The organism is Dehalococcoides sp., from assembly GCF_041654235.1.
GTDB lineage: Bacteria > Chloroflexota > Dehalococcoidia > Dehalococcoidales > Dehalococcoidaceae > Dehalococcoides > Dehalococcoides mccartyi_B.
Genome location: NZ_JBAZDW010000005.1, coordinates 1 through 15,589, shown reverse-complemented (window position 1 = coordinate 15,589; position 15,589 = coordinate 1). Strand labels below are relative to the sequence as shown.

Annotated in this window: 9 protein-coding genes and 1 pseudogene; 7 read left to right on the top strand and 3 right to left on the bottom strand. The window is 48.6% G+C overall.

Annotation, left to right across the window (positions count from 1 at the left end; all coding sequences use genetic code 11):
* Window positions 1-161 precede the first annotated feature (161 nt).
* From ppsA to WC259_RS01200, 5 genes are all read left to right on the top strand, one after another.
* On the top strand, window positions 162-2,438 hold the full coding sequence (ppsA, locus tag WC259_RS01220) for a phosphoenolpyruvate synthase (RefSeq protein ID WP_011309070.1): 2,277 nt from the start codon (window positions 162-164) through the stop codon (window positions 2,436-2,438).
* Window positions 2,435-3,472, top strand: a complete 1,038-nt coding sequence (locus WC259_RS01215; protein WP_012984234.1) for a deoxyguanosinetriphosphate triphosphohydrolase — start codon at window positions 2,435-2,437, stop codon at window positions 3,470-3,472. The genes ppsA and WC259_RS01215 overlap by 4 nt, the downstream gene beginning before the upstream one ends.
* Window position 3,473: 1 nt before the next feature.
* A complete protein-coding gene (gene dnaG, locus WC259_RS01210; RefSeq protein WP_015407625.1) occupies window positions 3,474-5,240 on the top strand; it encodes a DNA primase in 1,767 nt (588 codons plus the stop codon).
* On the top strand, window positions 5,241-6,803 hold the full coding sequence (gene rpoD, locus WC259_RS01205) for an RNA polymerase sigma factor RpoD (protein ID WP_011309067.1): 1,563 nt from the start codon (window positions 5,241-5,243) through the stop codon (window positions 6,801-6,803).
* A 170-nt stretch (window positions 6,804-6,973) separates the two neighbouring features.
* Window positions 6,974-9,553: an AAA family ATPase gene (locus WC259_RS01200; RefSeq protein WP_077997994.1), complete on the top strand. Its 2,580-nt coding sequence runs from the start codon at window positions 6,974-6,976 to the stop codon at window positions 9,551-9,553.
* Here WC259_RS01200 and WC259_RS01195 read toward each other — a convergent pair.
* The 3 genes and pseudogenes from WC259_RS01195 to uvrA all read right to left on the bottom strand — a co-directional run bounded on the left by WC259_RS01195 (window position 9,550) and on the right by uvrA (window position 13,321).
* A complete protein-coding gene (locus WC259_RS01195) occupies window positions 9,550-9,753 on the bottom strand; it encodes a helix-turn-helix transcriptional regulator (protein ID WP_011309065.1) in 204 nt (67 codons plus the stop codon). The two genes, WC259_RS01200 and WC259_RS01195, sit on opposite strands and share 4 nt — an antisense overlap.
* Window positions 9,754-9,861: 108 nt before the next feature.
* Window positions 9,862-10,413: pseudogene (locus tag WC259_RS01190) on the bottom strand (HD domain-containing protein).
* A gap of 73 nt (window positions 10,414-10,486) precedes the next feature.
* Complete coding sequence (gene uvrA / locus WC259_RS01185; RefSeq protein ID WP_011309063.1) at window positions 10,487-13,321, bottom strand: excinuclease ABC subunit UvrA; 2,835 nt, start codon at window positions 13,319-13,321, stop codon at window positions 10,487-10,489.
* Between the two features lie 213 nt (window positions 13,322-13,534).
* Between uvrA and WC259_RS01180 the strand changes: the two genes are divergently transcribed.
* Complete coding sequence (locus WC259_RS01180; protein WP_011309062.1) at window positions 13,535-14,728, top strand: M20 family metallopeptidase; 1,194 nt, start codon at window positions 13,535-13,537, stop codon at window positions 14,726-14,728.
* Window positions 14,729-14,753: 25 nt separating this feature from the next.
* On the top strand, window positions 14,754-15,589 hold an 836-nt coding region (locus WC259_RS01175; RefSeq protein ID WP_372642852.1), incomplete at its 3' end, for an acyl-CoA dehydratase activase.

The window sequence follows — 15,589 nt, the reverse complement described above, 5'->3', positions numbered from 1 at the left end:
ATACTCTACATCCCTCTAACCTATATCAATATTTCTCAAGCAAAACTTTGCAAAGATGGGGGAGTTTGTGGAATAATACAGAGCTCCAGAATAATGATTTTAAATGTCTGGGTGTGCTATCATAAACTACCTGAACCGTCATAGATGAAGGAGATCGACTAATGCAAAAAGGTCATGAGGCTATTGTCTGGTTTAACGAAGTTACGAAGAACGATATCCCTCTGGTCGGCGGTAAAGGCGCTAATTTAGGCGAAATGACTAACGCTGGCATCCCCGTCCCACCCGGATATATCGTAACAGCCAATGCCTATTTTGACTTCATAAACAGCTCAAACCTTCACCCTGCTATCAGTAAGGCTCTTGAGTCACTGGATATCAATGATTCCAAACAACTCTCTGTTGTTGCTAATATCGTAAAGGAAATGATTCTTTCCACCCCCATGCCTCCCGGACTTGCCACTCAGATTAAAACCGCCTATAAAAAAATGGGGCAAGGTCTGGTAGCGGTACGGTCATCAGCTACTGCTGAGGATTTACCTGAAGCATCTTTTGCCGGACAGCAAAGCACTTACCTTAATATAGAGGGCGGCGACGAAGTTGTGGTAGCCGTTCAGAAATGCTGGGCTTCCTTGTTTGAAGCCAGAGCTATTTACTACCGGGTACAGCAAAACTTCGATCATCTGCAGGTAGGCATAGCCGTACCGGTACAGAAAATGGTACAGTCGCAGGCTTCCGGAGTATGCTTCACTATTGAACCCATTACTTCAGACCCCACTAAAATAGTTATTGAAGCTATATACGGTCTGGGGGAAGGTCTGGTGTCAGGGGAAATCACACCGGACCTTTATATTTTAGATAAAGAAGGCCCTGCAGTTCTTTCACGGACTATCAGCCATCAGGAAAGGCGGCTTGTTCGTAAAAACGGCAACTCAACCTCCGGTGCCGAAGACGAATCCGGCAACAATTACTGGCAACCAGTCCCCTCCACCAAGCAAGAACAGCAGAAAATCACCGAAGACGATATTATTACGCTGGCCAAACTGGCTATGCTTATTGAAAACCATTACAAAGGCCCTCAGGATATTGAGTGGGCTAAAGAAGAAAACGAAATTTATATTGTCCAGTCCCGCCCGGTTACTGCCCTGAAAGATGCCAGCGAACTGGAGCCCGAAATTGATGCCCCCATTATGCTGCAGGGTGCGGCTGCTTCACCCGGTCTGGCCACCGGCGGAGTCAAAATACTCCAGGACCCCTCTGAGATAGACCTAGTACTTCCGGGTGATATTCTGGTAGCCGAAATGACCACCCCTGACTTTGTGCCGGCTATGAAACGGGCAGCAGCCATTGTAACCAACCGCGGCGGACGCACTTCCCATGCTGCCATTGTCAGCCGTGAACTGGGCATCCCCTGCGTAGTGGGTACTGGCGAAGCCACCAAGGTACTTAAAAACGACCAGATGATTACCGTTGACGGTACTCATGGCAAGGTTTATAACGGCAAGGTTACCCGAAACGTAAAAACCAGCAATATCGCTTCCATTGTACGTGAGGCTATCCGCACCAAGACCCGTGTTTATGTAAACTTGGCTCAGCCTGAGCTGGCTGACAAAGTAGCCGCCCGCAATGTAGACGGTGTGGGTTTGCTGAGAGCCGAATTTATATTCAGCCAGATAGGCAAGCACCCCCGCTATATGATAGAAATGGGTCAGCAAGAGGAATATATCCAGCAGGTGTACGCAGGAGTTCTTTCCTTCGCCAAGGCTTTCTATCCCCGCCCGGTGGTTTACCGCACCAATGATTTCAAAACCAATGAATACCGTGACCTGTTGGGCGGTGACAAATACGAAGGCCAAGAAGAAAACCCTATGCTGGGTTACCGCGGTGTTTCCCGCTATATTAAAGATATTGAAGTATTCAAGATGGAAATTGAAGCCATCAAACGGGTACGCAAGGACTATCCGAATGTCTACGTTATGCTTCCATTTGTACGAACGGTAGATGAACTTGTAAAAGTAAAACGGATACTGGAAGATGAAGGCCTGAAACGCGGCCCGGATTTCAAACTCTGGATGATGGTGGAAGTTCCCTCCAATATCTTCCTAATTGACAAGTTTATTGATGCCGGTATTGACGGCATATCTATAGGCTCAAATGACCTTACCCAGCTGATACTCGGTGTTGACCGTGACAGCGAAATGCTGCGTGAGACCTTTGACGAACGCAATGAGGCGGTTCTGGTGGCTTTAGAAAAAGCCGTTACCACCGCCGCCCGTCGCGGTATTACCGCATCCATCTGCGGACAGGCACCTTCGGTTTACCCCGAACTGACTGAAAAGCTGGTCTCCTGGGGTATAACCTCGGTTTCTGTCAGCCCTGACATGATAGGCACTACCCGTGAGATTATTGCCAAGGCAGAGGCCAAATTAAAGATTAAATGATTAGCGAGCTTCGCATAAGGGAGCGCATTGAAGCCAGAGAGGAGACCCTCTCCCCTTACGCGGTTAAAAGCCGCCTTTCTCGTGGCAGGCAAAAACCAGAAGACCCGGACCCGGTTCGCACCTGTTTTCAGCGTGACCGGGACCGGATTATACATTCCAAGGCTTTTCGCCGCTTAAAGCACAAAACCCAGGTCTTCATTGCCCCTTTGGGTGACCATTTTGTGACCCGCCTTACCCATACTCTGGAGGTCACCCAGATAGCCCGGACTATTGCCCGGGCACTCAACCTTAATGAAGACCTTACCGAGGCTATTTGTCTGGGGCATGATCTTGGGCATACCCCCTTCGGACATGCCGGCGAAGAGGTTTTAAACGAACTTTTCCCCAAGGGTTTCCACCATAACGAACAAAGCCTGCGGGTGGTAGACCTGCTGGAAAAAAACGGGCATGGCTTAAACCTCAGCTGGGAGGTACGTGACGGCATACTCAACCACTCCAAATCACGTTCAAACATACTGGGGGAAACCCATAATAAAGCTGCCACCTTTGAAGGCCAGATTTGCCGTATCGCAGATGCGGTTGCCTATATAAACCATGACATTCTGGACTCGGTACGGGCAGGTATTATCAAGGCCAATGACCTGCCGCTAGGTGCGGTATCGGTATTGGGCAATACCCACTCCCATCGGATAAACACCATGGTGTGTGATATTATTAAAAACTCTTGGTCATGCACGGGCTTACTGCCCGGTCAAGAACCGGTGCTTACCATGAGTAACAAGGTACTGGATGCCAGCAATACCCTCCGGGATTTCCTTTTTGAGCAGGTATACCAAAGCAAAGACCGCAAGGCTGAGCACGAGCGGGAAATAGTCCGCCTTTTATACAAATATCTGGTAGGCCATCAGGATTTATTGCCAGCGGAATATATAGCCCTGTCGGACAAACCCGAACGCAGAGTGGCTGATTATATTGCGGGCATGACCGACCTTTTTGCCCTGAGACTGGCCAAAGAACTTAGTCTGGCAGACTGATATGAATGACGCAGTAGAAGAAATAAAGCAAAAACTGGATATTGTCAGCTTTATAGGTCAGTATACTAAACTGACCAAAGCCGGCCGCACTATGCGCGGAATTTGCCCGTTTCACAGCGAAAAACACGGCTCTTTTTTCGTTTACCCCGAAGCCCAAAACTGGCACTGCTTCGGCGCATGCAATACCGGCGGTGACATCTTCGCTTTTGTAATGAAAAAAGAAGGACTGGATTTCAAGGCCGCACTGGAACTGCTGGCTGAAAAAGCCGGCGTAAGCCTGCCCAGCCAGATAAACCCGGCAATCAAAGACCAAAGAGACCGCCTGTATGAAATAAATCTGTCCGCCGCCCAGTATTACCATAACCTGCTTTTAAACAGCCCTCAGGCGGAAAATGCCCGTATCTACCTAAACTCCCGCGGCCTAAATGAACAATCCCTGGCAGATTTCCAGCTGGGATACGCCCTGGCGGACTGGCAGGGGCTTTATGACTACCTGAAGGAACGCAGCTATTCAGATGAAGACCTGCTGAAGGCCGGGGTAATAGTCCGCTCTGATGAGGGACGGATTCATGACCGCTTCCGGAATAATATTATTTACCCCATTGCCAACTACAAAGGACAGATAGCCGGTTTCGGGGCACGGGTTATGGATAACTCCCAGCCCAAATACCGTAATTCCCCCCAGACAGATCTCTTTGACAAAAGCAGCCTGCTGTACGGCCTGCATCTGGCTTCAGCCAGCATTCGGGAAAATAACCGGGCAATCATAGTGGAAGGCTATATGGATGCCATCATGTCCCACCAAGGCGGTTTTACCAATACGGTAGCCTGCATGGGAACTGCCCTCACCGAACGCCAAATAGCTTTAATAAAACGCCAGACCAAAAACTTAGTATTGGGGCTGGACTCGGATTCGGCCGGCGAAGAGGCTACCTTAAGGGCTATAGATTATGAAAACCAGATGGAGTCTGAAATACGGGTAGCAGTACCTGAAGGAGGCAAAGACCCTGACGAGCTTATCCGCCATTCACCCCAGAGTTGGCAGGAGATACTGGATAATGCCCGCCCACTGCTGGACTATATATTTGAACACAGCCAAAGAGGGCTTGACCTGAATTCAGCCGCAGGCAAGTCTAAACTGACTGACCACCTTTTACCCATTATATCTAAAATGGAAGATGGAGTACGCCAGTCCCATTATCTTGGCAAATTGGCCGAAATAGTAAGCACCAGCCAGAACCGTATACTTGAACGGCTGAAAAAACTGAAGAATGAAACCCGTAATGCCAAAGTTACGGAAAAAGAAGCCCCATCAGGCCAAGCCCCCAAAAACCCCGCCCTTGAGGAGTATGCCTTAAGCCTGCTTTTCACATCAGCGGAGGTTACCCGTTTCGCCTATAACCTGCACCCTGAGTATCTTGAGATACCCCAGTACCGGGAACTGCTGGCGATTTATAATCAGTCCGCTGAAAAGGACAACCTGCGGCCTTGCCTTGATGAAAACCTGCGGGAATATTATGACAACTTGATGAATAAAAATCCGGCAAATGATAATATAGAGGATAAGTTTTACGACCTATGCCTGAGGCTGAGAGAAAGATACCTCCGGAACTTGGCGGTAAAACTTAACCAGGCCTTAAGCGAAATCAACCAGCCGGAAACAACTGAATACCAGGCGCTGAATGACCAGTGTGTAAAGGTCAACGAAGAACTGCGGAGTGTATTCAGCCTTAAAGACAGACGAAACCAGAAACAGAGGAGACAATAAATGCCCGCTGAGAAAGATAAGAAAGAGTTTAGCCCTGACGATATTGATGACGACAAGGATGCGGAACAAGGGCTGGCAAATATCCATGATGAACAGGATGCCGAAGCTGAAGGCGACAAACTGGCAGAGCCTGACCTCAAGGATATAGCTGATACAGACATACCCGCCGAGCTCACCGAAGAAGAACTGGCAGCCGAAGCAGACCTGATACCGGATACCGATGAAGAAATCAGCCCGCTGAATATTGATCTTGACATACCCCTTGAACAGATAGACACCCAGGGTATAGTAGATGATCCGGTACGTATGTATCTGCATGAAATAGGCCGGGTACCCCTTCTTTCGGCCGAAGATGAAAAAACTCTGGCCAAGAAAATGGAAGAAGGCAAACGCATTCGCGAAATCCGCCAGGAGTGTCTGGAAAAACGCGGGCGTTACCCGTCTGCCGCCGAATCTTTTCTGTGCATGCTCAGGGAGCTTGCCCAAGCTACCGAAGTCCTGTTCCAACTGGGACAGGAATTGGGGATGGATACTTCCGCCAGTTTGAAAACCATTATCCACAACCCCAAACTAAGGACAGCTATTGACCACGAGATTGACCAGCAACTCACCAAAAATATCTCGGATAATACCGGCAAGAGTATGGCGGAGATAGAACAGTCTTTTATCAATCTGGCTATAAACAGCTCCCTCCTGCCCAAGGTTGTGCTGGATGCCATACCCGAAAAAATGACTATACCCGAAATATCAGACCACACTTACGATACTACCTTTATAAACCATCTGGAACGGCATGAAGCAAGCCTGAAGTATTATCTGGATAACCTTGAAATAGACGCTAAACGGGCTGAACGCCATCTTATTCAGGCCAACCTCCGCCTGGTGGTCAGTGTGGCCAAGAAACACATTGGCAGGGGCATGCCTCTGCTTGACCTTATACAGGAAGGTAATATCGGTCTTATCCGTGCAGTGGAAAAGTTTGACTTCCACCGCGGTTTCAAGTTTTCCACTTATGCAACATGGTGGATACGCCAGGCCATTACCCGGGCTATTGCAGACCAAGCCAGAACTATACGCATACCTGTTCATATGGTAGAAACCATTAACAAGCTGCTTTCAATAAGCCGCCAGCTGTCCCAAAAGCTTGGGCGTGAACCTACCCCGGACGAAATAGCCCTTGAGATGGACCTGCCGCCAGAAAAGGTACGTGAAATTGCCAAGGTTTCCCAGTTGCCGGTTTCACTGGAATCCCCCATCGGCGAAGAAGAAGATAGCCATCTGGGAGACTTTATTGAAGACCAGAACGCACTGGCACCGCCGGATGCCGCTTCACGCCAGTTGCTAAAGGAGCAAATAGATACTGTTCTGGGCAGCCTGACCCCGCGTGAACGCCGGGTACTTCAGCTCCGCTTCGGACTGGAAGATGGCCGAAGCCGCACTCTGGAAGAAGTGGGTAAAGAGTTTAACGTAACCCGTGAACGTATCCGCCAGATAGAGGCCAAGGCTCTGCGGAAACTCCGCCACCCCAGCCGCAGCCGCAAACTTAAGGATTATCTGGAATAACCACCTGACCGGTATTCTAATCCAGCCCCTGTCGCAACTGACAGGGGCTTTTTTATATCCATTGGCCCAATAATACTATGCCGCAAATATTTCAATACCATTCTGTCATACAAATGGCTTTAAATTTTGGTTTTTATGCTAGAATATAGGCAGTAAAACTGGAGAGCTTTATGATTCCTGTCAAACTCAAAATAAAAAACTTTATGTGTTACCGGGGCGAAATACCGCCTTTTTCTTTTAACGGGATACATACTGCCTGTATCTGCGGTCAAAACGGGGCAGGCAAATCCGCCCTGATAGATGCCATTACCTGGGCGCTCTGGGGAAAAAGCCGGGCTAAGAGTGACGATGATGTGATTTCCCTAAACGAGCAGGAAGCAGAAGTCAGCCTTGATTTTGAAATTTCAGGTGAACTTTATCAGGTTATCCGCCAGCGCCAACGCCCCAAAAAGGCAGGGGCAAATGGACAAAGCCTGTTAAGCCTTTTTTCACTCCAGGATGAAAAACCCCGGAATATAACCGGAGACACCCTGACCCAGACTGAGAAAAAGATAATCTCCATACTCCATATGGACTATGACACCTTTATAAACAGCGCCTTTCTGAGGCAGGGACATGCCAACCAGTTTACCCAGCAACCCCCCGGCAAACGTAAAGAAGTGCTGGCCAACATACTGGGGTTAGAAATATATGACCAGCTGGAAGATTTGGCCAGACAGGCTGTACGTGAAGCAGAAGCCAAAAACCTGCAGATTGAACAGAGTATTGAAGATGGCAAAGAAAGTCTGAAGTCCAGACCGGAACTGGAAGAAGCCCTAAATCATACCCGTAAAGACCTGGCCGAAGGTGAAGGCAAATTAAAAATTCAGCTTGCCGAGCTGGAAATTATGCGGCACAAGAAACATAGCTTTGACACCAAACAAAATGCCTGCCGCCAGTTGGATAACGACCTGAAGGATATTTCCAAAGACCAGTCCCGCTGGATTCAAACCCTGCAAGAAATAAAACAGCGTATCAGCACTTTTGAAACACTCTCTGCCCAAAAGGAAGCAATCTTTAAAGGTTTTCAGGAATACTCCGCCTGCCAGAGCCTGTATGATAAACATAACCGGATACTGGCTAAACTAAGGCAACTGGAAAATACCAAAAAGCCCCTTGAAGATGCCGTTTACAAAGAAGAAAACAATCTTAAAAATACCTTGGGGAAATATCAGGAACGCCTGAAATTCAGGCAAGACACTGCGCAAACTCTGGTGATACTGGAAAAAGAAAAAACCCAATCAGACCAACTGAAAACCCGGTTGGAAACTGAAGAGGCGGAACTGAAAATCCAACAGAACAAGCTGCTTAATCTGCAAAGCAGCCTGGCCAGACTGGAAACTGAACACGCCGTTGCCGTCAAAGAGGTAAACGCACTTGAAGAAAAACTGAACCTGCTGGCTGAAGCGGGTGAAAACCGCTGTAACTGCCCTCTATGCGAAACTGAACTGGGACAAGACAAGCTCAAGCTGGTGTTTGGCAAATACAAGACGGAACAGGATACCCAAAAAAACCTGCAAGCAGATCTGCAGGAAAAACTGAGCCAGATGCAATCAGATATACAAGCCTTGCTTAAGTACATTGAAACCGAAACTAACCGCCTGAGTCATAGCCACAAACAGTATGAAAGACAGATAAGTCTACTGGACAAAGGGATTGCGGAGGCTAAAGAGGCTGAAATAAAGGCGGCGGAAGGCAGAAACCTGATTGCAGGTATTGAGAAACAACTGAACGAACGGAGCTATGCCGCTGCGGAGCAGGCCAGTCTGGCAGTAGTCGAAAAAGAAATACAGGGACTAAATTTTGATAATGCCGAATATACCCGAAACCAGCAGAATCTGGCTGATTTGACCCCTTTTGAAGAAAAGAAACGTAAACTTGACGAAGCACTTAACCGCCTGCCGCTGGAAAATGACAGTCTAAAAAAGGCATCCTCTGCACTGGCAGAGCTGACAGCCCGGCGTGATAATAAACTAAATGAACAGCAGACCCTGCTTAAAGAGCTGGCGGAATTACCGGTGCTTGAAAAAGAACTGGGAGAAGCCGAAACTGAATATAAGTCACTCAGTCAAAGGCAGGATACCCTGAGGCAACAACTGGGTTCACTCAGCCAGAAAGCAGAACAGATAAATGAGCTGGAGAAAAAGCTGAAAAAGCAAGCACAAGAGAAAGACCAGACCACTCAAGAAATAAATTATTTCGGTAAACTGGTCAGAGCTTTCGGCAAAAAAGACGGAATCCAGACTATGCTTATTGAAGACACCCTGCCTGAACTGGAAAACGGAGCTGACCTGTTGCTGTCGCGTATGACTGACGGCCGCATGCACCTTAGCATAGAAACCCAGCGTTCCACCAAAAAGGGAGACCAAACCGAAACTCTGGATATAAATATCTCGGATGAACTTGGCACCCGCAACTATGAAACCTTTAGCGGCGGTGAGGCTTTCAGGATAGATTTTGCGATCAGGATTGCCCTGTCACACTTGCTGGCAAACCGTCTGGGCGCACCTTTGCGGACACTTATCATTGATGAGGGATTTGGCACACAGGACACTACCGGCATTGAGCGCCTGAAAGAGGCCATAAACTCTATTCAGAACGAGTTTGACAAGATACTGGTCATAACCCATATAGATGACCTGAAAGATTCATTCCCCACCCGCATTGAGATAGACAAAACCCCATCCGGCTCAGCTATCCGCCTAAACTAAACGTCCCGCAGGATAAATACGTCTTCTATATCTGCATGCAGGGCTTTGGCTACTTTGTGGGCCAGAATAAGCGAGGGATTATACTTGCCCTTTTCAAGGTAAAGCATGGTCTGGCGGCTGACCCCTACTGTTTCGGCCAGCTCAGATTGGGTAAGATTATATCTTGCCCGCAGTTCCTTAATCCGGGTGCGCAGTATCATGTAGTCTTTTCCTTTGCTCTTTCCGCTGAGTATTATCAAACGCCTATGTTAGAATTATATTACCTAAACAGGGCAAATTGCAAAGGGTTCGTAATTATTAGAAAGCGGTTACAGCCCTAAATCAGAAGAAACAGACTGCATGGCGCTTAGGGACAGGCGGATGAACTCATCCAGTTCCAGACCCAAACTTTAACAACTGGCAATCTGCTCACGGTTTGCACCGGCAGCAAAGGACTTTTCCTTGAAACGTTTAGCCACACTTTTGGCTTCCACACAGGCCAGCTTTTTGTCCGGCCTGACCAGAGCAGCGGCGGTAATAAGCCCGGTAATAGGGTCAGCACAGAACAAGGCTTTTTCCATACGGCTATCGGGGATAATACCATGTGCAGAGTTATGCACCAGAATAGCCTGACAAACAGCTTTACCTGCACCCAAACTGGCAGCAATTTCGGCACTCCGTTTGCTGTGAAGTGACATATCGTCTTTTACTTCACCCAAATCTATATCATGAATAAGCCCAGCCATAGCCCATTCATCCTGGTTCTCACCAAAATACCCGGCCAAACCTTTCATAACTGCTTCAGTAGCCAGCATATGTTTGACCAGATTCTTATTGTCTACCCGTTTTTCCACTTCAGCCAAAGCCAATTGCCTGTCCATATTTCTGTCCCCTTTGATTAGTCTTGGCAAATTTGCAGTAAACGCCTGGCAAACAGGCGATAACTGATTAAGTCTATTTCAGTTTCGGTAAAACCCGCCGCAGGTATTTGCCGGTCACGGAGGCTTTATTCAAGGCAACATCTTCAGGTATACCCTCAGCTACAATCTGCCCGCCTTTTATGCCTGCACCCGGCCCTAGGTCTATTATCCAGTCTGCATTCTTGATGACATCCAGCTGGTGCTCAATAACTACCACAGTATTGCCGCTGTCTACCAGCCGCTGAAGCACCCGCAGAAGTGCCGCCACATCTTCAAAAGAAAGCCCGGTAGTAGGTTCGTCCAGTATGTATAAAGTCCGCCCGGTAGCCCGTTTGGAAAGTTCGGTTGCCAGTTTGATACGCTGGGCCTCACCCCCCGACAATGTAGGTGCCGGCTGACCTATGCGGATATACCCCAAACCCACATCCTGCATGGTTTGCAGTTTGGAGCTGATTTTGGGGAAATTTTCAAAAAACTCCAGCGCCCTGTCCACTGTCATATCCAGTACGTCTGCAATGTTTTTATCTTTAAATTTTATCTCCAGCACTTCGCGGTTATAACGTGCCCCGTGGCAAACTTCACAGGGAACAGTCACATCCGGCAGAAATTGCATTTCTATCTGGATATAACCCTCTCCGCCACAGGTTTCGCAGCGTCCACCTTTTATGTTAAATGAAAACCGCCCCGGCCCGTAACCCTTTACCTTGGATTCGGGCACTGACGCAAACAATTCCCGTATATTGGTAAATGCCCCTGTATAGGTAGCCGGATTTGAACGGGGTGTCCGCCCGATGGGCGACTGATTTATTTCTATTATCTTGTCAATGTGCTCCGTGCCGGTTATAGAATCTGACCCGCCGGCCCTGTCTTTAGCCCCGTAAAATACCTGAGCCAGATGTTTGAAAAGAATATCGGTAACCAGAGTGGACTTGCCACTGCCGGAAACGCCGCTGACGCAAACCAGCTTGCCCAGAGGGATATGTACGTCTATATTTTTAAGATTATTCTGGCGGGCACCCTGTATGAGCAGTTCCTGCCCGTTACCATCCCGCCGTTTTTCGGGCACAGGTATTACCTTGGCGCCGGATAGATACTGGCCGGTAAGTGAAGCCGGGTTTTGCATTATTTCGCTGATATTGCCGGTAGCCACTACCCGCCCGCCGTGTTCACCCGCCCCCGGCCCCATATCTATAATATAGTCCGCCGCCCTCATCACAGATTCATCGTGCTCCACTACCAGTATGGTATTGCCCAAATCACGCAGTTTCTGCAGGGTTTCCACCAGACGGGTATCATCTGCCGGGTGCAAGCCTATGGTAGGTTCGTCACAAACGTATAGCACCCCCATCAGGCCGGAGCCAATCTGTGAGGCCAAACGTATCCGCTGGGCCTCACCGCCGGATAAGGTTCCGGCAATACGGTCTATAGTTAAATACTCCAGACCCACATTATTTAAGAACCCCAAACGTGAACGTATCTCTTTGAGTATCTGGGCGGCTATAAGCTGTTCCCGTTTGCTAAACAGGGTATTTTTGCCAGCCAGTTCATTTGCCCATTTAAACTGTTCATCTACGGACATACCCGCCACATCGGCAATGTTGCGTTCGCCTATCTTTACTGACAGGGCTTCCTTGCGAAGCCTTTTGCCGCCGCAAGCCTGACAGGGGCTAGCCAGCATATATTTTTCAATACTCTCCCGTACTCCCTGAGACTCACTATCACGGTAAAGTCTGTCCAGACGGGGTATAACCCCTTCAAAACCACTGGTGTATTCCCTTACACGCCCGTAGCGGTTGCGGTATTTATGAATATCACCACCCTCACCGTAGAGCAATAACTGCATTTGTTCAGGAGTAAAAGTGGAAACAGGCTTGTTGAGCGAAAAACCCGCCCTGCGGGCCAAATCTTCCACCTGTCCGAAGTACCAGTTCTGGTTCTGATAAGGACTGATAGCCCCGTCCGCCAGAGACAGATTTTTGTCCGGTATAATCAGCTCAGGGTCAAGCTCCATCTTGGCACCCAGCCCCATACACGTCTGGCAGGCGCCATGGGGAGTATTGAAACTAAAAGTTCGGGGTTCTATTTCACCCAGGCTTACACCGCAATCCGCACAGGAAAATTTTTCGGAAAAAAGCATATCCTGCCCGTCCACCACCGATATTACCACCAGCCCCCCGCCCAGCTTCAGAGCAGTTTCAACCGAATCCGCAACACGTCCCTGTGAGCCCGCCTGACCAACCACCAGACGGTCTACCACCGCTTCTATATCATGTTTTTTGTTTTTATCCAGTTCTATATCTTCGGACAAATCTTTAATCTGCCCGTCCACCCTAACTCTGGCGTAGCCTGATTTGCGGAGGTCTTTAAACATCTGGGTATACTCACCCTTGCGTCCCCTTACCAGCGGTCCCAGAATGAGTATCTTGGCACCCTCAGGTAACAGCTGGACTGCATCGGTTATCTGTTCCACACTCTGGGCAGAAATCTCCTTGCCGCACTCCGGGCAATGAGGGTGGCCGGTACGGGCAAACAGCAAACGCAGGTAATCATATATTTCAGTCACTGTGCCTACTGTGGAACGGGGGTTGTGGCTGACCCCTTTCTGGTCAATGGCGATAGCCGGTGAAAGCCCCTCTATATGGTCTACGTCCGGTTTTTCCATTCTGCCCAGAAACTGGCGGGCATAAGAGGAAAGAGACTCCATATAGCGGCGCTGCCCTTCGGCATAAACGGTATCAAAAGCCAAAGAGCTCTTACCTGACCCTGAAAGCCCGGTCACAACCACCAGTTTGTCACGGGGAATTTGGACATCTATGTTTTTGAGGTTGTGTTCGCGGGCACCTTTAATTTTTATATATTCCTGAGCCACCGGCAAGGTCTCCTGTTCATTTATTAGCTAACCAAATCAAAACATGTGTTCTAATATTTTACACCATAATGCTAAACAAGCCAAGACCAAACCCCCATTAAAGCTCCAAATAGCCTAATCCATCCTTGCCGAAACGGTTAAAAAACACATTTTAATCCTCTCCGGTGGGCCAGCAAATGGTATTTCGGGCTGGTTTGGGATATAATCAGGCCAATGTCAGATAACAATCTTGCCGATACCAAAAGTGCCATCATTAAAATGATTAACACTGAAAAAGGCAGTTTGGAAGAGCTGTCTCTGAAGCTGCATGCCAACCCGGAGCTGGGCTATCAGGAACATAAAGCAGTAGAATGGCTTTGTGAATATCTGTCCAGCCAAAATTTCAGCATTGAAAAAAACATAGGCGGCCTTAATACTGCCTTTAAAGCCACTTTTGGTCATGGCACACCGGTTATAGGTTTTCTGGCTGAATATGACGCCCTGCCCCAACTGGGACATGCCTGCGGCCATAACCTTATTGCCACCTCGGCGGCAGGTGCAGCCGTAGCCTCCTGTCTGGCTGCCAAGCTTTACGGGGGGACTGTTTGTCTGATAGGCACTCCGGCTGAAGAACTTAGCGGAGGCAAAATACAGATGGTGGAAAAAGGGGTATTTAAAGAACTGGACGCGGCTCTCATAGCCCACCCCGGTAATGAAGATATTGCCACTACCCAAGCACTTGCCTGTGTTACCCTGAATGTGGAGTATTTCGGTAAAGAGGCTCATGCCGCCGCCCACCCTGACAAAGGCATAAACGCACTTGATGCCATAGTACTGGCTTATACCAGTCTGAATTCACTCCGCCAGCATATAGAGCCCAGCGCCCGCATTCACGGCATTATTACCGATGGAGGTGAAGCTGCCAATATCGTACCCGGACATTCCGCCGGCACTTTTCTGATACGTTCTCAAACTATGCCCTACCTGAAAGAGCTGATGGACAGGGTACTGGACTGCTTCAAGTCTGCCGCCCAAGCTACCGGTGCCCGTTTGGAGTACCGCTTTGATAAATCCATATATGCACCCATGAATAACAACTTGGCACTGGCAAATTTATATGTAAAAAACATGGATCTGCTTGGTCGGAAAACTCTGCTTGAAGACCCGGATATGAATTTTGGCAGTACCGATATGGGCAATGTCAGCCAGATTTTGCCAAGCCTGCACGGATATTATGCCATTACCCGCAAAGAAGTCTCCGGACACACGGAAGAATTTGCATCCGCTGCCTGTTCGGTGAACGGTCTAAAGGGTGCGCTGGATGCCGCCAAGGCTATGGCTATGACCGCAGCCGATTTATTTAGTAACTCAACCAATCTGGATAAAGTAAAAATAGAGTTTCAAAAATCTACCCGGCCGTCTGCTTGAACCCTTTCGGCCATAGGTTATTTAGATGAACATTTTTCTGGGTATTGATAGCGGTTCTGTATCTACAAAAGTAATATGCCTGTCACCATCTGCTGAACTGACAGACTGGGTATATCTGCCTACCGCCGGAGATCCGTTAAATACCCTTAGACTGGCACTAAGGCAATTGCAGTCCCGTTTACCGGAAAGCACTGGGGTGCTGGGGGTGGCGGTGACAGGCAGTGCCCGTGAACTGGTAGCCGAAACAGTGGGTGCGGATATGCTAAAAAACGAAATCAGCTCACAGGCCAAAGCTGCCGCCCACCTGATACCAGAAGTGAAAACGGTGATAGAAATTGGCGGGCAGGACAGTAAACTTATACTGTTGGAAAACGGTTTTGTAGTGGATTTTGCCATGAATACCATCTGCGCCGCCGGCACCGGCAGTTTTCTGGAACACCAGTCCCGCCGTCTGGATCTCTCACTGGAGGAAATGGGTCAACTGGCTCAGCTTAGCCAAAACCCCATTGAACTGAAAGGCCGCTGTACTGTATTTGTTGAATCAGATATGATTCACTTCCAGCAGACCGGCAGTAGCCGTCCGGATATTGTTTATGGTTTATGTAAAGCTCTTGCCAGAAATTATTTAAATGACCTGGGGCTTCACAAAGAAATCCGCCAGCCGGTAGTTTTTCAGGGAGGAGTTGCCCGAAACCCTGCCATGAAGAAAGCCTTTGAAGAAGAACTGGGCTTTTCACTGATAGTCCCTCCCCGGCCGGAAATAACCGGGGCATGGGGTGTGGCTTTACTGCTTCGGCAGGACACGAATATAAATACAACTGCCAAGCCCACCAACTTTCGGGGGTTTGATACCCCTTTTCT

Excerpts from the sequence above, each read along its gene's own strand:
- WC259_RS01195 (WP_011309065.1), bottom strand. The coding sequence starts at position 9,753 with ATGATACTGCGCACCCGGATTAAGGAACTGCGGGCAAGATATAATCTT.
- rpoD (WP_011309067.1), top strand. The coding sequence starts at position 5,241 with ATGCCCGCTGAGAAAGATAAGAAAGAGTTTAGCCCTGACGATATTGAT.
- ppsA (WP_011309070.1), top strand. The coding sequence starts at position 162 with ATGCAAAAAGGTCATGAGGCTATTGTCTGGTTTAACGAAGTTACGAAG.
- WC259_RS01200 (WP_077997994.1), top strand. The coding sequence starts at position 6,974 with ATGATTCCTGTCAAACTCAAAATAAAAAACTTTATGTGTTACCGGGGC.
- WC259_RS01180 (WP_011309062.1), top strand. The coding sequence starts at position 13,535 with ATGTCAGATAACAATCTTGCCGATACCAAAAGTGCCATCATTAAAATG.
- WC259_RS01215 (WP_012984234.1), top strand. The coding sequence starts at position 2,435 with ATGATTAGCGAGCTTCGCATAAGGGAGCGCATTGAAGCCAGAGAGGAG.
- dnaG (WP_015407625.1), top strand. The coding sequence starts at position 3,474 with ATGAATGACGCAGTAGAAGAAATAAAGCAAAAACTGGATATTGTCAGC.